We start from the raw sequence: 22795 nt of genomic DNA on the forward strand, positions 1-22795 counted from the left end.
TTTTTATGTTAGGAACATAACTTACCAAACATCAGCATGTGAGTAGTAAATAACATGAGTTGGATTTTCGGAAACAGAGGAAGCTTTTTGTGTTTCGGTTCCAGAATTTAATCCAATTGATAATACTGCTACAGATACAAAACCTAATAGGGCAATTTTGATTTTTTTCATCATTGTAACGCTCCTTTTTTATCCAATTCTTTTTTCGCTTCATGTGCTTTAAAGAAATAATGAGAAGCTTTTTGATGATTTTCTACACTGTAGTATTTCACTGCTAACATTTCACTATATTCATTTACATATTCCCATAGACTTTCTTTTTCAAAATAAGTAAGTCCTAACGACACCACTTCATCGGTCTCTTCAATAGAAGCTCCACTTGTTAATGCTTTTAAAATAGCAAAATGCCATTTATATTCTTCATTTCCTAACTGGTGACAGATAGAAGAACCTTTTTCAATAAATGACCCTGCTGTTGTCAGTTCATTTAATTTGTAATACTCTCTGGCTTGTAGAAAAATAGCTTTAAAATGATTCGGTATGTTCTCTGATACTTCAGATAAGTGACGTATTGCCAATTCAGATAGGTTTTGACTCGCATAAAGCCAACCTAAGTTATTTCGAATACGTAGAACTAAATCATCTTTATTTGCTTTTTGCAATAGAGTAATAGCGGTATTGTAGCTCTCTTCAGCTTGTTCAAATTGTTGCAACAAAACACATGTAGAGGCAAATGCATTTTCGCAGGATGCTATATTCAATTCGTTCCCTGGATATTGTTCATAAATTTCTTTCGCCTTTAATGTATTTTTAATTGCCAACATAGATTGGTTATTATGGTGATACAATACAGCAGTTCGATAATAGAACTCTGCCTTTTCTAATTCATCCGAAATACTCTCTAAGAGGTAAGATGCTTCATCAAAATGATAATGAGCTTCTTTTATGTTCAATAAGAAAGTGCAGTAAATCGCCTTGAATAGGTGATAATAGTAGGATAATACGTTATCTGAAGGAACTGGAAACTCATTGATTTTATCAAATGAGTCTTGCCCGATATGAATTCCATCCGTTAGAACCTGATGGCGAAATGAGATTAAGTGATAATGGAATTGAGATGTTTCACTCAACTTATTATTTTTGACATATCCAACTACTTCTTCTCGTAATTTCGTGGCCATATCGACATTTTGTTTCTTTATCTCTCTATACCATTCATCTAAGAGTTTAGCCAAAGCTTCTTGGGTCAAAAACTTAGTGTTCATAAAATCCCCTCTTCCCAAATGTTGTAATTAAATCATATCAATAAACCAGTTTTTAGTAAAATAAATATTCGAAAAACTTAATTTTCTCAAAAAATGTCTGACAATTGTAGATAGTAAAAAAGAACAGGTGAAAACCTGCTCTTGTATTAAGTCTATGTTATTAATCCACTCATGAAAAACATATAGATAATTCCAAATGATAACGAAAAAACCATTATGATTAGAGACTTCATCATAAGAGGTCTATTAAAAGACCCTAAACATGGAGTTGCGATAATGAAAAGAAAAACTCCATAAAACATAATGGTTACTACTAAAACAAAAATAAAGATATTAAATATCATAGTGTCACCTCTTTTACACGATTATAAATAGAATGAATTGCTTGTTTAATGTTAACCACGCAAATAATGTGCTAACAATAGATACACTACCTTTAATGATATAAACTTTTTCTGAAGGGTGATTTATATCTTCAATATTCCTTGTTAGTGCATATTAAGTATATAAACTACAGAGCAAAGAGATTGTTGTGGAAATAATCTTTTCCATATAAAACACTCCTTTTTTCTTTGTTTTTATCAATATAGTTGTTTTTCTCTATTTGTATTCTATTATTCATACCTATAAACTTTTAGATTTAATGCTTATTGCATATAATGTCTGGAAGATAAAAAAACAGGTATTTATTTGAATTGATTTTAGGAGGAAATGAAAATGAGTGTATTAATTAATATGTTGAGAAGAATTGTGGATAAGCATGATGAAAAGCATGGTTTACGGAAAAGAGAAGTATTCGAGTGTACAAGCTTGGGAAGACGTAACGAAAGAAGAAGAGAGGCGTTTCGAATCCCTTTAGAAGAAAATCAATGTCCAGTTTTTCAAGATAATCGTTGCTGTGGTTCTTGCGACTTATCACCTACATGTGATTTTGCTACCCTTTGTCAATGTTTTGGGTATGAAATGGGTGCTTTAGGTGGTACTGTGGAAGGGTACTACATGAGAGATAATGATTTTTCTAAATTTGGTCGAATCAAGGATGGAGAATTCGATTGGGATTTCTTTAAAATGAATAAAGCTAAATTTTCTTTAGAAGAAAAACCTTTTATGATTCGGGAAGTAGATGGAGAAAATAAAGTTTGTAAATATATAAATAGTAATGAAGAAGAAAAAGTATTTGTTTTACAGGTTTTAGATAAGGATGAGATAATAGAAAAAGAAGTAATAGTAGAGGTGAAAGAACTCGGATATCCAATTAGCTATGAGACATTCGAATTTGCTAAGTATAGAATGGAGAATTCACATTATTAATAACAAAATGAAGAGTATACAGGGTTATTCTGTATGCTCTTTATATTCGAAAAGGAATGGTGCAAATTGAAAACCTTTCAAAAGAATTTAAAAAAGGATTTTGCTTATCAATTAGGTGTAATTAAAACAATTATAGAAATTGAAAATAAATTAGACTATACGGATGATAATAAAGATGCAGAAATGTTTTTTTCTGGACTTTTTAATTTAATGTATGGATACAAGTTAAAGAATTTAAATGACCAAATTCAAAATACACCAGGCATTGATTTAGGAGATGAAAAGGCTAAAGTTTGCTATCAAATAACCTCAAGAAATGATAGAGAAAAAATCAAGGAATCATTACATAAATTTAAAAAATTCAAGTGGAATGAAGTATATGATAGCTTATATATATTTATTATTGGCACAAAGAAAACATATAAAGATTTTCCAGAGTATGATTTCGATTTAGATAACATAATTGACATACCCCAAATTATAAAAGAAATATGTAAATTACCGTATCCAAAACAAGAAAAAATATTGAAATATTTAATATCTGAGGGACCGTTATTGAAAAATAATGATGAATATATAGACGTTCAATTAAAAAAAGGGACGTATTCAAAATTCTTAAAAAAGTATTTTATAAGTGAATACCGAAAAACAGGTAAGAAAATAATTAATCAGTTTTCTGAAGAGTTAAGTGATTTAGATAGAACAACAAGAACGCTTATTTATGCCATCATGATGAAGTCTGTTGATGTTGAAGATGGAGGGATTTCTTTTGATTCTTATGACATTTTAAAAAGACTTAAATGGAGTGAAGATATATTCATTAAAGAATTAAACATATTGAGAAGGAAAGGTTGGGTTGATGTAAAAAACGAAATGGATATAATAGATATAATTAGGGACATTGATGATTGGGAGTGTTACAATAAATATTTGTTGTGCCTTTCCTATAGTAAGGATGGAAACGAATGGTTTAATATGTTATATGACTTTTTAAAAACAAAAAGTAAAAATAAAAAACAATTAGATGAATACTTTGAAAAATTAATTTTAAATTTAAATTTCACAGTATTAAATTAAGGAAACTCATATGAGTTTCCTTTTGTTTTAGTGGAGGATACAATAAATTAAATGAAAATTTATTTAGTGGAGTGAACTCATATGGCACTATTTGTTAGAACAGACGTGATAAATGAAATAACTGATGAATTAGCAAGGATTGCAATAAAATTGAAATTGGATACAAAAGCAAACACTATTGTTGAAAACGTAAGAGCAGAAACCTTTTTCTGTGATTTGTTTAACATCATATATGATTTAAATTTAAAAAATTTAAACTACGAGGATACAAATGCTCCAAGTATAGATTTAGGGGATGAAAAAGCAGGTGTGAGTTATCAAATTACATCAACAAATACCAAAGATAAAGTGTTAGATTGTACAAGTAAATTTCAAAAATATGATTGGGATAAAAAATTTAAGATATTGAATGTATTTATGATTGGAGAAAAAAAGAAATATTATAAATTACCTAAATTTGAAACGTTTGAGTTAAATGTTATTGACATTGTAGACATTGGCAAAGAAATTGAGAAATTATCTTTAGATAAATTAAAGTTAATCAATGAATATATGAAAAAAGAATTAAAATTTGAATACAATTCATATAAACCAGTATTTCATGAAAGGGAACACTACTTTGGGTTAACATTTATGTTAACTGGTCTTAATCGTAAAAGGATTAATAGCAAAGTTGTTGATGCAAACATAAATGAATTTGGAAATATATTAAGTCGAATAAATCCAAGGGCAAGAGAGCTAATGTATGCAATTTTACTAAATTCGAGTATGGGGGACAAAAATAATGATTTAGTTTATACATTTGACGAGATTCAAAAAGACCTAAAGTGGGATGATGAACTTTTATTAAGGGAATTTGACGTTCTTGTTAAATTTCACTTCACTCGTCCAATGAGTGGTATAGAAGAAATAACAAGAACGCATAATGGGTATAACATCGGAATTGGTTCAAAAAATACAAATATAATAGAAGAATATTTAAACGATTCACCCATGATTTTAGAATGTCCACAATTCAAAAGTCATGGAATTAAATTTTTTACGAGTGTCTTTAAATATGTCTTTGTAAAATCAGGTAATGAAAAATACAAATCAGAATTGCAGAAAATATTTATTGATTTAGATTTCACTATTTTAAATTAAATATCTTGATAAAAAGCATGTTTATAAAGACATGCTTTTTTTATTTGAATATGTTATTATTGACTATAGTTAATGAAAAAGAGGTGCGGTAATGATTGATAAGTTTTTTGAAAAGAGAAAATTAGAGGAAGTTGAGCTGATAGAACCTGTTTTATCAAACACAATGAAGTTTAGATTCCTTGAACCTCAAATAAATAAAGTTTTATTAGAATTCTTTGGTTTTGTTTCTTTGGAATGGTCCGTTCTTGAAAGTAGGGAGAAGAGGCATCCCGAATATGCCCTGCATTTTATTCAAGAGTGTTATATAAGGCTTATGCCATGGTTTTTAAAAGAAGAGAGGTTGGAACCCTTCATTGTAAAATACGAGGATGATTTTTATGTGTTGTTGGCACAGTACATGCTCTTTCACTATAAAAACAACAATTTGGATTTTCTGAAAGAAGAACACCGATTTGCTTTCATAGATATCGTACATAAGTTGAAAATGCATAAAGGGTTAAAGTTAGCTTCATAACTTAAACAAAGGTGGATGAATCAAAATGAAAATGTTTTACCTACTAATAAAAGGAATTATTCTTCGATTTAAGATAATGATTGGATTAAAAAGTTATATACATGACGAGTATGTAATTTCTTTGTACATTATCGGGTTTCTGTTATCTTACATCGGTGCATTGACTTGTTTATCTGTAGGATGGTGGATATATGAATGGGCTATTTTGGGACAGTTGAACCAAAATCAAGGTGATACAGTTACGGCATTGAAGTGGTCCTTGTTACTTATGTTCCCTATTGCAGATTTATACCTCCTGTATTTAAAGAAAGAATTGAAGAAAGCATAAACACATAGCATTACCTATGCAGTTTTGTAGATTAATGGTTAATGTAAAAAAGAAGCTGTAAAAAAACAGCTTCTTTTTTTGTTATAAACTTTTATAGATACGTTCCATATTTAAATCACCTAAGACATAAGCATTAAAAACAATCTCAAGACTTAATCTTTCTACCTGAGACTTAATAAAAGCATCCTCTTTAGCTAATCTCTTCATTCGTTCTTCACTAAACTCGATTCCTTCTCCATCCATTTCGCTCAATGTTTCCTCTACATAAGGAGCATCGTAACAATCGTCTCGTCTTGCAAAACGATGAGCATATTTCAGTCTTTCGTGTAAAACCTCAATATTTACAATCAATTCCTCTACTATTTCGTTCCCTTTATTCGATTTTTTTAATTCATTTAATTGCTCTAATGAAAACATATCATTTTCTCCTTTTAAATTGATTTTTTAAAATTCCATGTCTATTAAATACCTTATATTATAGTGCTTTATAAGGGGGTGTATAATTGTTTCATTTAGACATTTCGCAATCATAATAATAATGTTATAATTTACTATAGTCAATACAAAAGAGGTGTTTTTATGCTTTTAAAACAATTAAATATATCCTTTGAGGAAAATGAAGTTCTTAGGGATGAGTATCCACCAAACTTATTTATTCCAATGTTAGAAGTGTATATTCGAAAAGAAATATATATAGGTTATAACAAAATTTGTCCAATTCGACTCTCTAAATCAACGGGATTACCAGAAAAAGAATGTATTCGATTATTTTTAGGGTTATCAGATAATAAGGGACTAATTGATTTAAGGTTTTACGTATTTTGTCCCAATTGCAATAAAAAACAACCTATGAATTTAGACTCAGATGAAGAATTTAAACAATCTCTACTTTGTAAGGATTGTATGCAAAAAATGAAATTCAGTGAAGAAGAGATAAAGGAAGCTATAAAATGTGTATTTTACTTAAACAAACAATTGTTTTTATATGAATCTAACCAATTAAAGAATAAAGGGGAGAGAAATTAGTATGGCGATGTTAAAACAAGGTGAAAAGAAGGTCATAACAGATTTTAAATATGTTTTATTTGGCTATCAAGGACGTGTTGATTGTGATGTCATTGAAGTTTATTCGGGTGTGGGGGCAAGATTCTTAAAAGAGGTTAATGGGGCACTGCAAGAAATTCTGTTCATAGCAGGAAATGCGGATAAAGTTGAATTAGTGCAGAAGTACGGAGTAAAAGAAAAAACATTCGAACATTATTATATTCGAGTAGATTCTGTAAATATCTATGCGAGATTAATAGACGAAGAGATTAAAGAGCTCTCTTTAAGTTTAGGAGATAAAGTTTTTATCACAAACAATAGTGATTTAACATTAAATCTCATGATAGGTTTTGCAGAAAATCATCCAGAGTTACCTAAGGTACTTCCTGACATTCAAAGAGATTTCGAATATGAAGTTATTGAGGTTATTAATGAAAACATTGTCCTTATTCAGAAAGATGAAGACAAAAGATATATAACTCATGACAAAGTAACAACAATAGATGAAATCAAAATGAATGCAAAGTTATGGAATGAAAGAAAATTAGAAAAAGGAGTAAAGTAAGATGTTTCGTTCATATAAGAAATCGTATTTAGAAGTCAAAAAGGAAAAAGAATTATTGGAAGAAGAAGTAGAGTTTTTGAAGGGATATCAGAAAAAACTAACGGAATTTAAAAACGATACAGTTTTCAATAATAGCATTGATAAAGTACAAGATGGTTTAAATGCAATCAATAGATATCTATATGATTCAAATATAACTTGTATTGAGGTTAATGCCAGAATGAGAACATCTGATGCAGATGAGTGTTTTGTGGGCATAGTGTATGAAGTTGTTTTATGTGTCATTGATGATAAAGACAAGAAAACAGAGGTATTCTCATTACCTGTCTTTGCGGGTGAAGATGGTTGTATGATTAGCAAACGGGCTTGTGAAAGAAGAATGGATTATTTCGAATTAACACGTTCTATAGCACAATTCATTAAAAGCAGAGTGAATTGGGAGTATGTCAGAGAAAAACGTGGGCTTGATATTATCATGACAGAGGACAAAAAAGAAGGTATGTTTAAATATCAATCTGAAATGACAATCCGAATAAATAAAAAGAATGTGGAAGAGTTCAAAGAGTATTCAGACAGAAGAGGAATTTCTATGTCTGATGTAGTAGAATCAGCAGATAAGAAAACAGTTCTCTTTGAAGTATTGATAGACAATAGATATATAGATTATGTAAAAGATTTACCGTATGTAGTTAGTATGCAAGAAACAAAGTATTATTTACCTTCATAATGAATGATAGGAGCTATATAGATGATTAACTTATGTAATGCAACTGAATCGGGGGAATTAAAACTTGGAGTGATTTATTTTAGTATCCATAAATATGATAACGATTTTGGTTTTTCTTATAAGATGATTAATGGGGGATTCGTTGGAGGAAGTATTGATTTAGATTATGAAGAAGATATCTTACCTATCATAAATGATGAAAAACAATTTCAATATGGAAAGATTATTCATATTTCTAATAATAAAAAGGATGGAACTATATCATTCTTCAAAGACAATTTATACATACAAATTCCGTTCGCAATAACTCACTTATCCTTAGATTTGACGGATGAGGATGAGGGTGTATATGAATATTTTGATTTTAGAAAATACATGAAAACGGTTTAATGTAAATGAAATATATCTTTTTCGTAAAATATTATTGACTTAATAAAATATTGGTGATAATATTAAATCCAGATAAAGAAATATTCAAAACAATAGATTTAGGAGAGATATCTACTATGGGAAAATATACATTACAAGCAAATCGAATTCAAAAAGCATTTCATGTTTCTGTTGAAGGAAGTATGTCATCTGAAGATGGAGCGAACTTCATCAAAGACTACAAACAAAAAATCGCAGGAATTAATCCTAAAGAATATGTAATTGAATTAGACTGTACAAAGCTAAATGTAACATCAGCAGATGTAGTACCTATGTTGGAGAATTGTTATAAATTATATATCGCTGATGGATTTACAAAGGTAATCTTCAAGATTGCTCCGAAAAGTACCATCCTAAAGATGCAATTAAATCGAGTAGCAAAAAATACTGGTCTTGCAAATTACGAAATCAAAGAAGTTTGATGAAGGAGAGAAGGGCATGACGCCCTTCTTTTTTTATGCATACTCATACAAATGATTGTAATAAAAAGTTTTGTAATGAAATAAAATACATAATCTCAATATATAAAATAAAAGGGGGAGATAGTTTTGACAAACATTAGAATTAAAGCTGTTGATATTTATCATCCAAAAACAGCAAGAACGAACGATTTTTATTTAAAACATTTTGCAGAAAAGGGAAAAGATATTTCTCGCTTTCTAAAAATGATGGGGAGAGAAAGTAGATATATTATTGAGGATAAAAATGAAAATGGTTTAACTATGGCAATAGAAGCTACAAAACGAGTATTAAGACAGGTAAACATGTCAGGAGAAGAAATGGACATGATTGTATTTTCAACGCAAACACCAGAGTATACATTCCCTACTAATGCGATTTTAGTACATAAAGAGATTCAAGGTAAGGCTCAAACGATTTGTATGGATTCCAATTCAAATTGTGCAGGAATGCTCGTAGCAGTGGAACAAACGTGTAGATACATGATGTCTAATCCGAATGTAAAACATGCATTAGTTGTAGGTTCTGACCATAACTCGATTCATTGTAATCCAGATGATGAAATCACTTATCCAAACTATGGAGATGCTTCTTCTGCAATTATTTTAGAAAAAGTGGAAAAGAACACAGGATTTATTGATTCCATGTATTACACAGATAGCAAAGATGCTCATAATATTTTATTCCCTGCATGTGGACTATCAAATATATATAATCCAGAAAACAAACCAAAAGATATGCAGATTAATTGGATTCCATTTGACGGAACTGTATGTGTGCCACCTGCCGTATCATCTATTAAATCTCTACTAACAAAACATGGATTAGAAAAAGAAGATATTGGCTCATATTGTTTCTCTCAATTTTCACTTAAAAACATTGAGGTAATTCAAGAGAAGTTAGGAGAAGATAAACATAAGTTTGTATATGTAGGAGATGAATTTGGATATACAGGAACGAGTAGCCCGTTTATTGCTCTATATAAAGGAATTCAAAGTGGAAAAATTAAAAGAGGAGACCATGTAGTGTTTTGGTCTGTAGGTACTGGTTGGCAAATCATTACGATGTTATTTAAATACTAAGAAAAACCCCTGTCTTTAAAAGAGAGGGGTTTAATTATGATTATAAGCTTACAAGAACTGCATGAGGAGGATATACTAATACATAACCTTCAGCAACATCACCATCACATGTATGTGCGTTCTTTAATAATTCAGGTAGCATATCTTTCACTTCTTTTGCAGTTGTAAATTCATATCCGTGATGTTCACTATTATCATGAATATGAGAAATAAACCATCTTCCTCTTAAGTCATCTGGCATTTGTGCTAATGCATCATGAGAAATATTGGTTCCTTTTGCATAAATACGAAGAATGTCCTCAATATCACACTCATCAGCAATTTCACTTAAATCATTTGCTTCATAAAAAGTAAGGCCAGTATTTGTTCTTAATACAACTGTATGTAATAAGAATTTAGCCATTTTTTCTTTATTTTTTTTTCCTTTTTGAATCATTTTGTCTAATACTTGCATGAAAGCAGTTAAAACATGGTGTTCATTGCTTTCTGTGTTGAAAGGAATGTATTGGATGTCTTCATGGATAACCACACTGTCTACTTTCGAAAATACTCTGTATGCAGGGGCTACAATTAGCTGTTTTCCATCTGTTAACACTTCATAATAAACATCTAAATAGACATGAGCAGGATTCCTAAAACCGTGTTCTTTATCTAATTGAACCGACATTAGTACACATCCCCCATATGTTGGTGTGTCTTCTGGAGATAAAGCATCTTCAGATATAAATGTAGTTGCAATATCATTTAGACGATTAAAATCAGTATTTTTAATATCCAGTTTTACTCCTAAATCAGTTAATTTTCCTAAAACTTCTTTCATTGCTAACTTCTCTTCAATTTTTTCTTGTTGTAACGCAATACCAAGAGCTTTTAAAAACACATTTAAAGCAATTTGTTCAGCGTTTTTTCGTTCAAGTGAAACACATTCATCAAATGTGATTTCTCCATTTTCTTCAATAAATACACGATAAGAAATTGAAAGTTTATTAGCTTCTACATAGTCATGGAAAACGTCCATTTGAAGAGATGCACCTTCTTCAAAACCATGTTTGGAACCTAATTCAATATGGAATAAAATATAATCACCGAAGTTTGGGCAAGGTTTGTTACAATTACGTCCTGCAAAAGAGATTGCATTAAGTCTCATTTCCGATACTGTAAAGCATTCTACTTTCAAACCTACATTATGTTTTGCTACTTGTCCTAAAAATTCGTTCATCATAAAAAATCTCTCCTTTTTTATCTCTTCAATTGAAGACCCTGTTTTATATAAATTCATCTATTATATGCAGTTCAGAAGGGAGAAATAATTCCAATGATAACTTTGTATAATAAGAGAAATATAAAAATGAGGTAGTCATAAAGGCTATATTTAAACGGAGGATAACCAAATGGAAATCATGGGAATTGCATTTGTAAGTGTATTTGAAGAAGACGGATTTGCACATATTATGATAAGTGTGGAATGGAGTGACAAATATATGAGTAAGAGAGCTTATTCAAGTCCATTTACTACAGTTACAGTTGATTTAGAAGGTAATGTAATTGAAGAGAAAAGTAAAGGGTTAGGGATTGATAGCGAAGGAGAGCAAACCTTTGATAGCTTATCTCAAGTAGAAGAAGAACAAGTTTTTCAGTATGTGAGAGATAATAAAATCCTAATACAAGATGCGATACAGATAGGGTTACATATGTAACAGAAAAAGCATGTTAGTTATAAATACTAACATGCTTTTTTCTTAACGTGTTTCTGATTTTAAATTTTTGTTATAAGAAGTAAATATAACTGCCTTATCTTCTGTAAATGGAGTTGCTTCTTCTTTTTTATTTGTTGTTTTAATGCCTGTCTTTGTTAATTGAATATATCTGTTATGCTTTGCTACTTCTGAAGCATTCACATCAATTAATACCATCTCTTTCATAATAAAAACCACCTTTTAAATTACAAGTACATCATTTTTCTCATTAATGGCATCATTTCATCTCTACCATATAGCTTCATTAATCTGTTCAATGCATCAATGGGTGCTTCTACCTCAAAATATTTCATATCAGCAGAATCAATGGCCACATCATTTCCATGTGCATTAGGAGAGTATTTCTGGATATTATCTAATACACGTCTTTGCTCTGGAACAAAACTACTGAACGCAGGATATTTCTTTGAAATTTCATGAACCTTTTTTAAATGTGATTTTGTTGTTACAACGATACTCATAACATAAACATCTCCTTTTATATTCATCTTTTGAAAGAACCTGTTTTATAACTTATCTTTACATTTTAGATTATAAGATGGGGGATAATAACAAAAAAGCCCCTAAAATAGGGACTTTTAACTTATATAAAGATGCTTGAAAAAAAGTAATTAGTCTAATTGTAACGAAGGGATATGATGTTTTACCATGTAGTCCAAAAAGTTTTCAAGAATATTTACTGCTCGTTCTTCGGCATTTCTAATATTGTTTATTGATACATAAGCGACTTCTATCCCATACCCTGAAATATCACTACGGATGCGGTAGTAGATATCATTTCTTTCATCAATTTGTATCTCTTTTGTATAGTCTATCTTGTAGTACACATCTAATTCTACCTGGTGCGAATAGATATCACTGGTAGGTTCGCTACGTAACTCAAAAGTAATCAGTGGACAATCACTATGATTAGGTGTACTGCCCATCTCTGCGTCAGGCAAGGTCTTTTCAAGCCATGTTATAGCATGATTCCGTAATCCCTCATAATTTAATGACTTAGCTTCCAACTTTATATCGTAGTTTGCTACTTTGTTTAAAAAACTCTCCATCCAAAACACATCCTTTCTTAATATCTATATTTTACCATTTGTTGTGTGTGTAAGTTGCATAGTTTTATAGATTTTACTTTTAAAAAATAATGTGTAAAACAATAAGCGTTTGCTTTGGAAAATGTTAGAATCTCTGCTATTATAGAAAAACGTAATAATTACATTATTACATAAGGATATTTATATTTTAAAAGGAAGGAGGTTAATAAGATTATGAATCTTGTAACATTTGGGATTATTTTAGGTGTTTCTGCATTCTTTATGATAATTCTTTATCTTTTTAACCGCACAAAAGGCGTAGAAACTTTTGGAGGACATACGTTTATCTCGTTTGGCTTGGGTTTAATTACAGGCTCATTTGGTACGCTTGTAGATAAGTTATATTCAATCGTCATGGCAATTATCAAAGTAACAAATGATAAAACGCAAGCAAAGACATTAACCGATGCTACTGATGTAAACTACATTCAGTTGGTTACAGGGGTTGCCTTTGTTGCTCTTGGTGTTTGGTATATATATAAATTGAAAAATCGTATTTATATATTAAACATTAATGGGTATGCTGACCATCGAATTGAAAATAATCGAAAATCCCTGGGGTTAAATGAATTTGATTTTAAAGAAAGAGAAATTGAATTTATTCAACGATTCAAGAAAGCACAAAGAAATGCAACCGAGCATGATGTAATTCCTGAAATTACTGAAGAGTTGGTTTCTAAACTGGAAGCTTTCAAAAATGAAAGTAGAAGGGTTAAGAGGGGTTATACGGGAATTGCTCCTATTCCGCTTATTTTATATGCAGGTAAAATATTAGATGGTCATGAAATCAATCATTTCTATGAACGAAATAAATTTACACAGCAGTATTACAAGTTAGATAAGAGCAAGAAAAACTACGAAAAACTGAATTTGCAAACAAATTTACAAGCGTTAGCGAATATGCAAGTAACAGAAGCTGTATTAAAAGTGAGTATTACTTTTGATATTTCAACGCAAGATACGTCTCAGTTTGGAAATGTCCCAGTAGTAGAACTAAAGGTAGACGCACCTAATGAAAACTTAGTTAGCGGAAAAGACCAATTAGATAGTTACGTCAAGAAGATTTACGATACGATAAGAGATATAAAGACATCAAATCATGCTATTCAAAGGGTTCATCTATTGATATCTTCTCAAAGTTGTGTACCTTTTGAATTAGGAAGATTGTTAGATGACACAAGTATGCCTGAAATTGTTTCTTATCAGTATGAAAACCCAACGTATAGATGGGGACTTATTGTAAATAAAAGCAACAAGGGAACATTTATTACGGCTCCATAAAATAGAGAGGAGGATGGATATGTATAATTTGAGTTCAAAATTCAATACGTTTTACAATAGTCATGTTGTATTGCAAGGGGAAAAACAGTCGGAATTGGTTAAGAAAAAGAACACAAATATTGACCGATTAAAAGATGGATTAAAAGAATACAACGATGAACATGATACAACTTACAAGGTAGTGGATGATGCGATTCAAGGTAGTGTAGCAATGCATACAGTTACCCAAAACGATGAAAACGAATATGATATTGATGTCGCTATTATATTTGACAAATCAAACATTCCTGATTCTACGACACGAGTTAAAAACATCATGGTAGACGCATTGAAACGAAAATGTTCAGGGTTCCGTACTGAACCAGAAGCAAAAACGAATTGTATCAGAATTGAGTATGCATCTGGTTATCATATTGACTTTGCTATTTATCGTAGATTCCTAAATGATGATGGCAAGTATGAATATGAACATTGTGGCAGTGAATGGAGAAGTCGAAACCCATGGGCAATTACAAATTGGTTTAATACAGAAAATACAGCTTCTAATAGCAACCTAAGAAGTGTTGTGAGATTGCTAAAAATGTTCTGTAAATCAAGAGATGGATGGTCTATGCCTGGAGGGTTAATTCAGTCTGTATTAGCTTCTGAATCAGTATCTTCAGATGAAAGATTGGATGTAACATTCTATAATACTATCTGCAATATACGAGATAGATTAGGACAAGACCAAGAAGTGTATAATCCTACTAATGCGGATTTAACTTTATTGTACACAGTGAAAGACAAACAAAAAGTTAAGAATCTGCACAGTAGGTTAACAAGCTATATCAATAAGCTGAGTGTACTGTTTGAAGATGATTGTACGAAAGAAAAGGCAATTGAAGCTTGGAATGATTTCTTTAACCATTCATATTGGGCTGAACAACTACCTAAAAACGAAGAACGTATCCAAAAAACAATTGATATGTTTGCCGAAATGACTTCTGCAATAGGCACTCAAAAGGAAACAGTTACCGTACAAGTATTTACCGAGTTAGTATCTGGTCAACGTATTCCACTCAATGCATTTAAAGGTAAGCTTCCAAAAGGAAAACCAGTTACCTTTATTGCTGAACCGAATTTCACGGATTATACAGACATTAAGTGGGTTGTAAACAATACAGGTGATGAGAGTGTGCATAACAGAAGTTATGACGCAAGTGGAAAAGAAAGTACGCATGAAACAAAGTACAGAGGTAAGCACACTGTTACTTGCAAAGTGTATAGAAATCAGCAAGTTGTATGCCAAACAGTAAAGAGCGTAAGTGTTCGATAGAAGAGAGTGAAAACTCTCTTCTTTTTTATTGACTATAGTCTATAAAAAGTGTTATTATAAATTTGTGCTTAAGAACATGATAATAAAAAAACAAATAAGATGAATGTTCTACATCGGTAAGCACAAAAACTCAAATTTTAATAGGTACAACGTATTTGTCTTCCCAAATGCTTGTACAAAAATTATGTATACGATTGAGAATCTAATACTATGTCATATGCAACGAATTTGGATTCTCTATACTATCTCGTTTCTTGATTTCTACCTTTTCAATACAACCATGAGAATAGTATAAATGTAATCAATGAGGACATCTTCATTGAACGGTAAAAGACCACTTTTTAAGGTGGTCTTTTTATTTATATATATGATTTAATAAATAAAAAAAGAGAGTAAAAACTCTCTCTTATCGTTTAGCCTTAAATTCAATAATATATCTAATCTTTACCTGACTTTCTTTGTAAACAATGTATTCATTATGTAATAAGTGTCTACCTTTCACACCTTTTACAGAGTTGTATCCCCAAGGAGCAGAACGTAAGTGAGATTGAGCAGAATCATATTCTTTGATTTTACCAGTCGCTACATCACAAAGGAATAAGTAGTGTGATTCATTGTCTGAACGACTTCCAAATCCCCAACAATAGTTAGCACTCTTCGTTGAACAATCCGCAGTATAGATACCCCCACCAAACATGCTTCCTGTATGAACCGCAGACGATGGTTTTACTTTTAAACCGCTCTGTAGAATACTTAAAATGTTTTCGTTTCGGGAGCCATGGAATAATTCCATTGTTGAAACGTTGTAAGGATTAAAAGAATTATAGCCTGTCATATCTTCCACTTCATACACTTCCTGCACCTCGAAATCAAAGTGATGGTTATGTCCTTTTGTAGACATGACTTTTTCTACAATTCGTTTATATTCTTTTGTTCGTTTTGATAAAGCTTTTAAACTCACACCGAGAGCCTTGTATTTATCATCTAATGTTTTTTCTAAACTATTTTGTACTTTTACAACGGATTCAATAACACCTAATAAGTCTTTACGGTCATTTAATCGTTGGAATGAATTAATTATCATGTTTGAGTAATCAACTCTTGCTCCAAATACAAAGGGGATAATCGAGTAGAATTCATCGGATAGAATTTCAAACTCTTTAGTTGTTTTATTAGGAGAGTTTAACAATGCTTCAATCTTATCTAAAATTGCATGTCCTTTTGCAACTTGGTTTCCACTTAATGCACCTAAAGGTGTTTGAATAGATTTTACTAAGTAACTTGTAGAAGACTTATAAAGTGTTCCAATAAAACGCAATACTTTATCTTTTACCTTGTCCAAATCTTCTTTTTTCGTATCTTTTGATACTTCTACTGTATTCTGAGAATTTCCACTTACATCTAATTCTACTTCTTTATAACCTTTTCGAATTTTTTGATTTAATGTTGTTTTAAACTTGGATTTTGCCACTGGAAGTGTCTCACAGTTTTTTGATGTGGTTTGAGGTGCTTTTCCTACACGACCATATTCAGAGTGGACAATATAAGTTCCATCTGCTAATTCTCGTAATTCGAGAATATAAAATTTATTACTATTTGCTCCTAAAGAAGCGTAGTTTAAAACCTTCTTTTCTACAACTTTATGATTTGACAAGTCAATCAGCTCCTTATCTTCTTGTTTTCGTTGACTATAGTTAATATATATTATAAATTTACTATAGTCAAAGTTAAATATAAAAATACTAACATGGAGGGAAAAGAATTGAGTGAATTAATTGGGAGTATTCTTGTTTATGTAGTAATAGTTTTTATATGTTTTCTAATCGCTTGGTTTACAAAGAGTGAAGCTTTTAGCGTTGTAACATTTATTATGATAATAAGTGCACCTATTTCGATACCTATTAGTCATATGTGGCTTGAATATGGCGACATGGAAAAAAAAGTAGTGGAGATTTTCGGGGAAGACATACAAAAAGAATATGTTAAAAATGAAAATAAATTAATTGTAAAAAACAAAGAAGGAATTTATGAGATTTATTATGATGAAAATAAAAAGATAGACTTAATAAAAAACATAACTAAAAACAAGCAAGATGAAGAAAGACAAAGAGAAAAGACAAAAGAAATTTTAAAAAATATATAACGTAACTTTAGAGGAGGAAATGCATTGAATGATTTTACATATTTTATATGTTTTCTGACAGCAATTATTGGTATTGGGGGAGTAATTAAAAGATTTAACAAGGGAATTGCTATATTTATATGGATGTTAGCAGGGGCTTACACGATATTAGGTCCTATATGTATACAAATTATTAGACCTGTAATGGAAGACAGTATGCTACATGCACAGATAGAAAAAAATTTGGCGAAAGATGTGACAATTGAAAAACAAACAGATGACACCTCTATGATTGCAAAAAGTAAAACAGATACATACATCGTAAAGCATAATGATAAAAAGGAAATCGAGGAAATAAAGAATATAACAGAAAATGAACAAAAGAAGAGAGATAAGATAAAAGAAATTTTGAAAACCTTATAGGTCATATAACTAAGCCATCTTAACTGCATGGCTTTTTTATTTACTGTACAAATGTCAATAACCGTTTAAATGTATTTAATTATTATTAACATTCTTTAAGTAAGTGGTTTTTTATTGTTTGTATATAGGTTTATGTTTCGGAGGGTTTTAATATTCTGTCAATTCATTTATAACTACTTTTTTGAAATGTTTTTATTGACTATAGTTTATATAAAGGTGTAATATATTAACTATAGTCAATGAGAGAGGGTGATGGATTGATTGCCATGCAAATTGTATGGGCTCTTGTTTCTCTTGCTTTTATTGTGATTGAATTATGTTCAGGAACACTGCTTATTTTTGGATTTGGAATAGGAGCACTTGTTTCTTATTTCTTGGCAGGAGATTTTTCGGTTACTGTTCAAATTGCAGTATTTCTTACTGTTGGAACACTTATCTTAGGCATGATGTATCCATTGCGTGGACGCATTTTTGCAAAGGATAGTGGGGGTGAATTACCTTCAAATTCATTAGAGGGAAAAACATTTACATCTCCAGTTGCAATTGAAGAACAAGTTGAACAACAAGTTTCTCTTGGTGATACACATTGGTTTGTTATTAATCAAGGAAGCCCTATAAAAAAAGGTGAGAATTTTATTGTTCTTGGATATAAAGGCAATAAATTGCTTATCAAGAAGGAAGGAGAATGAGACTTGTTTCAGTCTATTGTTGAGTTTTCTAAAGACATGTGTATTATTCTTGGTGGAACAATATCTACATCAGCGATGGTTGCATTAATTTTCTTTTTAGGAAGTTTTATTGTGCGAACAGTTTTGAACTTTCAATACGATAGGAAACAAAAAAGACAATTGAATATGATTCAAGCTACTCGTCCTTCAAACCTCGTTAATTTTAATGAGTATAAAAAAAGGAAAACGCTAAAGAAAATGGCGTGATGGAAGGAGTTTGAATAGTCATGGGAATGATTATTGCTGGCATTATTGGATTGATTGTACTTGGTGTTGTAATTTCTTCAATTAAAGTTGTTACAACTGGTCAAGTTTATATTGTGGAGAGGTTTGGTAAGTTTCATCGTCAATTAGAACCAGGATGGCACTTCACAGTTCCATTTATTGATTTTGTTCGTGCAAAGGTTTCAACAAAACAACAAATTATTGATATTGAACCGCAAAAGGTTATCACTTCTGATAATGTTTCTATTCAAATGGATAATGTAGTATTCTTTAAAATTTTAGACCCGAAAGCGGCCGTATACAATATCGAGAATTTTAGAGCAGGTATTGTGTACTCAACTATTGCGAACGTTCGTAACATCGTTGGTGATATGGACTTAGATGATGTATCTAAAAAACGTGATGACCTAAATAGCAAACTATTAGATGCTGTTGATAAAATTACAGATGCATATGGGATTAAAATCCTTTCTGTAGAAATCAATAACATTATTCCTCCAAGAGAAATCCAGGAAGCTATGGAACGTCAGATGCAAGCTGAACGTTTACGAAGAGAAGAAATCTTACGAGCTGAAGGGGAAAAGAAATCTTCTGTCTTACGAGCTGAAGGACAAAAAGAGAGTAGGATTGCGGAAGCAGAAGGTAATAAACAGGCTCGTATTTTAAATGCGGAAGCACAGAAGGAAGAAAGTGTCCGTTTAGCAGAAGGTAAAAAAGAAGCAACATTACTGAACGCACAAGCACAGGCTGAGTCTATTGAGATTGTTTCAGAGGCAGAGGCGAAAAAAATCGTTAGAATCAATGAAGCGATTACACAATCTGATAATATTGATGCTGTATTAAGATGGAAGCAGATTGAGGCGAATAAAGAAATGGCATATGGTCCTGCAAATAAATTAGTCATTCCAACAGATATGATGAATAGCGTAGGAGCAATTGCTACAGTCGCTGAAACGGTTCAATTGACGAAAAAAGCAAGTTAGTAAAAGGAGCTATTATGGCTCCTTTTTGTATGTAAAATAATGCTTTTATATGCATAATAAGGTATACTAATAAAGACAAGATACCCTATATCTTATCTTCTTGAATGCAGATGCCAATCTACTGGTATCTGCTTTTTTTAAGCTTACAGAATGAAATAAAAAGAGACATTCTAATGAATGTCTCTTTTTAACGCATATTAATTAGCAAAGAAATTTGTGTAATGTTCTAAACCAATTGAGTTTTTGCGTTTTACTGATTCTAACTTAGTAGTACCAGAAGTTGTTGCATATCCAGTGTGATTGTACTCTTTCACAAATAATGTATGAATCCATTTAGCAAAATCTTTAGGTGAACAATTATCTTTCATTGCTTGTTTTGCAACGTAGATTAATGTTACAGATTTTGAAGCACCAAATGATTTTTTAATACCTTTTTCATCCATAAGCTTAAATGCTTCATTTAGATATAGTGCAAGTTCTTTAACCTCTGCAATATCCTCTTTTTTGAAGGCATCTTTCTCAAGGAAGTTGTTGATAGTTTTGCTGTCTAAAGCAGTGTTGTTTTGGGTTTTTAAAACACATAACGCTTTTAATACCATATCTGAATGGTTATCATTTCTAAGAGCGCTTGCGCTAAATCCTGCTTGGACAACCTCTAATTCTTTCATTTCAGCAATGGCATGTAATAGTTCGTAAGACATCATAGCCTTGCGGATTTGAGAAGGTTTTAAAGCCATTCCATTATTCCATCTTCTAAATAAATCAGCCTTTTTAGAATCGTCTAAATCCTCGTAGCTCTTAATATTTAAAATTAGAGCCATGATACGACTTTGGTAGTGAGGTGGTAAATCTTTGAAATACATATCACTAACATCAATGCGTACTTCCTCTCCAGTTGCATCAAAACTTTCTACCAATGTATTTTTTAAAGCAAAACGATTTCTAACAAAGTCACGAATCGTTGTTAAACGTTGTTTTCCATCTAATACATTTCTGTATTTTTTTCTGCTTTTACGAATGATTTGAGTTTTGATTTCACCAATTGATACTTCCTCTAAAATAGATTTAATACATAAAGATTTCATATCAACTGACCATACCGTATTTCTTTGAATAGGGTCATTAAATTTAAAGATTGATAGTCTGTCCATAAATTGTGCTACTGACATTTCATCTTTGGTTGCATCGTAACAAACAAATTCAGTGTCTAAATCAGCAGTACATTTTATTACTCTAATTTCCTTTTTGATTTCTGAACCAGTTTCAATAATTGTTGTTGTTGTCATTATAATTCTCTCCCTGTTAAATAAATTAGTTAAATACCTGTTTTATAAATTATCCTCATATTATATGCAGGAGATAAGAGATTCATAATTTTATAAGCATAAAAAATGACTAACATCAAAAGAAATTTAGACTTATTTAGAGATATAAACAGGCACACAACCATCTATAATAGGTAGTTATTTATAAATTAGGTATTTCATTGCGTGAAATAAATTTAGATAGGGAGTGTGTATAAATGAAGGTGTATCATGTTTCTTTAGATAATAAGAAAACGAATGTATTTGCTCCAAGAGTTCCAAAGGAAGAAATGCGATTGGCAGAAGAGGATAGTACCAGTGCCCGTTTTTGTGTCTCTACGACTATTGAAGGGTGTTTATCTGCGGTTCCTTGGGGTGGAGAGTCATTAAGTTTACATGATAATAAAGTGATTACGGTTTATGAGTTTGATACAAATGATTTAGTGAATCAAGAGAATTTAATTGTTCCATCGACACTATATCAAAAAGGTTTTGTTCCTGATGCAATGTATACGAATGAACACTGGATTGTAAATGAATCTATACAGCCTAAAAATGTTTTTTGTATTGCTTTAGATATATATAATGAAATAGTAGTTCCAGATGTTTCGTATGAAGATAGTTTGGTTTTAGAAACAGGTCTTGTAACGTTAGATGAGGTTTGGCAAGGAGATTTTGTCATGATTGAAAATATAAAATATCAACTATATAAAGAAAAGAATGTAGCGTGATACATTCTTTTTTTATTTTGACTAAAGTATAAAATCTCTATATTTTATTGACAATAGTAAATAAAATAATCTATAATGTAACCATAGCAAGGAAAAATACATATTTAGGAGTGTGATTGAAATGGGTTTAGTAACTCGCTTTAAAAATGTTTGCAAGGGGTATTTCAATAAATGGCTTACAAAAGCAGAAGACCCTGAAGTGATGTTAGAGCAATTAATTGCAGAAAGTAAAACAAAGTATGAAAAAGTACAGATTGAAACTGCGAAAGCTATTTCCTCACGAGCAATGGTTTCAAAAGACTATGAAGCTCAATTGAAAAAATGTGATGACTTAGTTGCAAAAGCGAAAGCATCTATTAAAGCAGGTAATGATAAACTTGCTACTGATTTCTTAGAGCAAAAGAAAGATGAAGAGGAAATTCTTCAAGAAATCAAATTGAGTTTAGAAATGGCCGAGAGACAAGAAGAGTCATTAAAAGATGAATTAAAACGTTTGACAAAAGTAATGAAAAAAGCCGAAACGAAAAAACAATTACTTATTGCTAAGAATAACAGAGCACAAGCTCAAAAAACAGCTCAAGAGATTCGCCATGATTTAGATGGAGGAAACACTCTAACTGAAATTGGTAAAATCGAGAGAAAAATTGACGAGAAAGAAACTTTAATTTCTGCAAAAGAAGAGGTTCACTCTATTATTACAAAATCAGATGTAGAACGTGAATTTGAAGAAATTAAAGCAAATGAAGTAAGTGAAGAAATTCAAACTGAATTAGAAACTTTAAAAGCTCAAATGGCAAGTGAAGAGTCTAAAGAAGTTGCACTAACAAAAGAAGCGTAATTTAAAGAAAAACCTCTCTCTTATATAGTAGGAGGGAGGTTTTTTAAGGAGAGATT

Annotated in this window: 30 protein-coding genes; 21 read left to right on the forward strand and 9 right to left on the reverse strand. The window is 30.9% G+C overall.

Annotated elements, in window-relative coordinates; genetic code table 11:
* Window positions 1-21: 21 nt before the first annotated feature.
* Entirely contained in the window at window positions 22-174 is a 153-nt protein-coding gene (locus MHB52_RS31345) for a Phr family secreted Rap phosphatase inhibitor (protein ID WP_253703132.1), read from the reverse strand.
* A complete protein-coding gene (locus MHB52_RS31350) occupies window positions 171-1265 on the reverse strand; it encodes a tetratricopeptide repeat protein (RefSeq protein WP_061662544.1) in 1095 nt (364 codons plus the stop codon). Before MHB52_RS31350 ends, MHB52_RS31345 begins: the two co-directional genes overlap by 4 nt.
* A 717-nt stretch (window positions 1266-1982) precedes the next feature.
* On the opposite strand from MHB52_RS31350, the gene MHB52_RS31355 reads away from it, so the two are divergent.
* The 5 genes from MHB52_RS31355 to MHB52_RS31375 all read left to right on the forward strand — a co-directional run bounded on the left by MHB52_RS31355 (window position 1983) and on the right by MHB52_RS31375 (window position 5638).
* Window positions 1983-2576 (forward strand): hypothetical protein, encoded by a 594-nt coding sequence (locus MHB52_RS31355; RefSeq protein ID WP_242297535.1) that lies wholly within the window; start codon window positions 1983-1985, stop codon window positions 2574-2576.
* A 66-nt stretch (window positions 2577-2642) separates the two neighbouring features.
* Window positions 2643-3653, forward strand: a complete 1011-nt coding sequence (locus MHB52_RS31360) for an SMEK domain-containing protein (protein ID WP_253703130.1) — start codon at window positions 2643-2645, stop codon at window positions 3651-3653.
* Window positions 3654-3734: 81 nt separating this feature from the next.
* Window positions 3735-4796, forward strand: a complete 1062-nt coding sequence (locus MHB52_RS31365) for an SMEK domain-containing protein (RefSeq protein WP_061662540.1) — start codon at window positions 3735-3737, stop codon at window positions 4794-4796.
* A 91-nt stretch (window positions 4797-4887) separates the two neighbouring features.
* Entirely contained in the window at window positions 4888-5310 is a 423-nt protein-coding gene (locus tag MHB52_RS31370) for a hypothetical protein (protein WP_061662539.1), read from the forward strand.
* 25 nt (window positions 5311-5335) lie between these two features.
* The gene (locus MHB52_RS31375) at window positions 5336-5638 is read left to right on the forward strand and encodes a hypothetical protein (RefSeq protein WP_061662538.1); all 303 of its coding nucleotides are present in this window, start codon (window positions 5336-5338) and stop codon (window positions 5636-5638) included.
* Window positions 5639-5719: 81 nt separating this feature from the next.
* Here MHB52_RS31375 and MHB52_RS31380 read toward each other — a convergent pair whose 3' ends face one another.
* Entirely contained in the window at window positions 5720-6055 is a 336-nt protein-coding gene (locus tag MHB52_RS31380; RefSeq protein WP_061662537.1) for a hypothetical protein, read from the reverse strand.
* A 162-nt stretch (window positions 6056-6217) separates the two neighbouring features.
* On the opposite strand from MHB52_RS31380, the gene MHB52_RS31385 reads away from it, so the two are divergent.
* The 6 genes from MHB52_RS31385 to MHB52_RS31410 all read left to right on the forward strand — a co-directional run bounded on the left by MHB52_RS31385 (window position 6218) and on the right by MHB52_RS31410 (window position 9944).
* Window positions 6218-6664 carry a hypothetical protein gene (locus MHB52_RS31385; protein ID WP_061662536.1) on the forward strand — a complete coding sequence of 149 codons (447 nt, stop codon included), beginning with the start codon at window positions 6218-6220 and terminating at the stop codon, window positions 6662-6664.
* A gap of 1 nt (window position 6665) precedes the next feature.
* Window positions 6666-7247, forward strand: a complete 582-nt coding sequence (locus MHB52_RS31390; RefSeq protein WP_061662535.1) for a hypothetical protein — start codon at window positions 6666-6668, stop codon at window positions 7245-7247.
* A 1-nt stretch (window position 7248) separates the two neighbouring features.
* Complete coding sequence (locus tag MHB52_RS31395) at window positions 7249-7974, forward strand: hypothetical protein (RefSeq protein ID WP_061662534.1); 726 nt, start codon at window positions 7249-7251, stop codon at window positions 7972-7974.
* 21 nt (window positions 7975-7995) lie between these two features.
* Window positions 7996-8364 (forward strand): hypothetical protein, encoded by a 369-nt coding sequence (locus MHB52_RS31400; protein ID WP_061662533.1) that lies wholly within the window; start codon window positions 7996-7998, stop codon window positions 8362-8364.
* 116 nt (window positions 8365-8480) lie between these two features.
* Entirely contained in the window at window positions 8481-8825 is a 345-nt protein-coding gene (locus tag MHB52_RS31405) for a hypothetical protein (RefSeq protein WP_061662532.1), read from the forward strand.
* A gap of 126 nt (window positions 8826-8951) precedes the next feature.
* Window positions 8952-9944 (forward strand): 3-oxoacyl-[acyl-carrier-protein] synthase III C-terminal domain-containing protein, encoded by a 993-nt coding sequence (locus tag MHB52_RS31410; protein WP_061662531.1) that lies wholly within the window; start codon window positions 8952-8954, stop codon window positions 9942-9944.
* Window positions 9945-9984: 40 nt separating this feature from the next.
* On the opposite strand, the gene MHB52_RS31415 is transcribed toward MHB52_RS31410, so the two are convergent.
* Window positions 9985-11166, reverse strand: coding sequence for a hypothetical protein (locus tag MHB52_RS31415; protein WP_061662530.1), 1182 nt, complete (start codon window positions 11164-11166; stop codon window positions 9985-9987).
* Window positions 11167-11335: 169 nt separating this feature from the next.
* On the opposite strand from MHB52_RS31415, the gene MHB52_RS31420 reads away from it, so the two are divergent.
* Window positions 11336-11641: a hypothetical protein gene (locus tag MHB52_RS31420; protein WP_253703128.1), complete on the forward strand. Its 306-nt coding sequence runs from the start codon at window positions 11336-11338 to the stop codon at window positions 11639-11641.
* Window positions 11642-11683: 42 nt separating this feature from the next.
* Here MHB52_RS31420 and MHB52_RS31425 read toward each other — a convergent pair whose 3' ends face one another.
* The 3 genes from MHB52_RS31425 to MHB52_RS31435 form a co-directional block, all read right to left on the reverse strand.
* A complete protein-coding gene (locus MHB52_RS31425; protein ID WP_061662529.1) occupies window positions 11684-11866 on the reverse strand; it encodes a hypothetical protein in 183 nt (60 codons plus the stop codon).
* A gap of 20 nt (window positions 11867-11886) precedes the next feature.
* On the reverse strand, window positions 11887-12162 hold the full coding sequence (locus MHB52_RS31430) for a hypothetical protein (protein ID WP_240522590.1): 276 nt from the start codon (window positions 12160-12162) through the stop codon (window positions 11887-11889).
* 150 nt (window positions 12163-12312) lie between these two features.
* Window positions 12313-12750 carry a hypothetical protein gene (locus MHB52_RS31435; protein ID WP_061662527.1) on the reverse strand — a complete coding sequence of 146 codons (438 nt, stop codon included), beginning with the start codon at window positions 12748-12750 and terminating at the stop codon, window positions 12313-12315.
* Window positions 12751-12963: 213 nt separating this feature from the next.
* On the opposite strand from MHB52_RS31435, the gene MHB52_RS31440 reads away from it, so the two are divergent.
* Both MHB52_RS31440 and MHB52_RS31445 read left to right on the forward strand, forming a co-directional pair.
* A complete protein-coding gene (locus tag MHB52_RS31440; protein WP_061662526.1) occupies window positions 12964-14070 on the forward strand; it encodes an SAVED domain-containing protein in 1107 nt (368 codons plus the stop codon).
* Between the two features lie 19 nt (window positions 14071-14089).
* Window positions 14090-15385, forward strand: a complete 1296-nt coding sequence (locus MHB52_RS31445) for a nucleotidyltransferase (RefSeq protein ID WP_253703126.1) — start codon at window positions 14090-14092, stop codon at window positions 15383-15385.
* A gap of 406 nt (window positions 15386-15791) precedes the next feature.
* On the opposite strand, the gene MHB52_RS31450 is transcribed toward MHB52_RS31445, so the two are convergent.
* Window positions 15792-17039: a WGR domain-containing protein gene (locus tag MHB52_RS31450; RefSeq protein ID WP_253703123.1), complete on the reverse strand. Its 1248-nt coding sequence runs from the start codon at window positions 17037-17039 to the stop codon at window positions 15792-15794.
* Window positions 17040-17147: 108 nt separating this feature from the next.
* Between MHB52_RS31450 and MHB52_RS31455 the strand changes: the two genes are divergently transcribed.
* The 5 genes from MHB52_RS31455 to MHB52_RS31475 all read left to right on the forward strand — a co-directional run bounded on the left by MHB52_RS31455 (window position 17148) and on the right by MHB52_RS31475 (window position 19866).
* A complete protein-coding gene (locus MHB52_RS31455; RefSeq protein WP_061662523.1) occupies window positions 17148-17528 on the forward strand; it encodes a hypothetical protein in 381 nt (126 codons plus the stop codon).
* Window positions 17529-17552: 24 nt separating this feature from the next.
* On the forward strand, window positions 17553-17930 hold the full coding sequence (locus MHB52_RS31460; protein ID WP_061662522.1) for a hypothetical protein: 378 nt from the start codon (window positions 17553-17555) through the stop codon (window positions 17928-17930).
* 266 nt (window positions 17931-18196) lie between these two features.
* Window positions 18197-18619 carry an NfeD family protein gene (locus tag MHB52_RS31465; RefSeq protein ID WP_061662824.1) on the forward strand — a complete coding sequence of 141 codons (423 nt, stop codon included), beginning with the start codon at window positions 18197-18199 and terminating at the stop codon, window positions 18617-18619.
* A gap of 3 nt (window positions 18620-18622) precedes the next feature.
* Window positions 18623-18865, forward strand: a complete 243-nt coding sequence (locus MHB52_RS31470) for a hypothetical protein (RefSeq protein ID WP_253703121.1) — start codon at window positions 18623-18625, stop codon at window positions 18863-18865.
* A 20-nt stretch (window positions 18866-18885) separates the two neighbouring features.
* Entirely contained in the window at window positions 18886-19866 is a 981-nt protein-coding gene (locus MHB52_RS31475; RefSeq protein WP_061662521.1) for an SPFH domain-containing protein, read from the forward strand.
* Between the two features lie 197 nt (window positions 19867-20063).
* Here the strand turns inward: MHB52_RS31475 and MHB52_RS31480 are convergent, their stop codons facing one another.
* Window positions 20064-21152, reverse strand: a complete 1089-nt coding sequence (locus MHB52_RS31480; RefSeq protein WP_061662520.1) for a DUF262 domain-containing protein — start codon at window positions 21150-21152, stop codon at window positions 20064-20066.
* 236 nt (window positions 21153-21388) lie between these two features.
* Here MHB52_RS31480 and MHB52_RS31485 point away from each other — a divergent pair, with 236 nt between their 5' ends.
* Both MHB52_RS31485 and MHB52_RS31490 read left to right on the forward strand, forming a co-directional pair.
* The gene (locus MHB52_RS31485; RefSeq protein ID WP_061662519.1) at window positions 21389-21901 is read left to right on the forward strand and encodes a hypothetical protein; all 513 of its coding nucleotides are present in this window, start codon (window positions 21389-21391) and stop codon (window positions 21899-21901) included.
* 121 nt (window positions 21902-22022) lie between these two features.
* Window positions 22023-22739 (forward strand): PspA/IM30 family protein, encoded by a 717-nt coding sequence (locus MHB52_RS31490; protein ID WP_061662518.1) that lies wholly within the window; start codon window positions 22023-22025, stop codon window positions 22737-22739.
* The last annotated feature ends 56 nt before the right edge of the window (window positions 22740-22795 follow it).

This window comes from Bacillus sp. FSL K6-0073 (assembly GCF_038006085.1).
Lineage (GTDB): Bacteria > Bacillota > Bacilli > Bacillales > Bacillaceae_G > Bacillus_A > Bacillus_A cereus.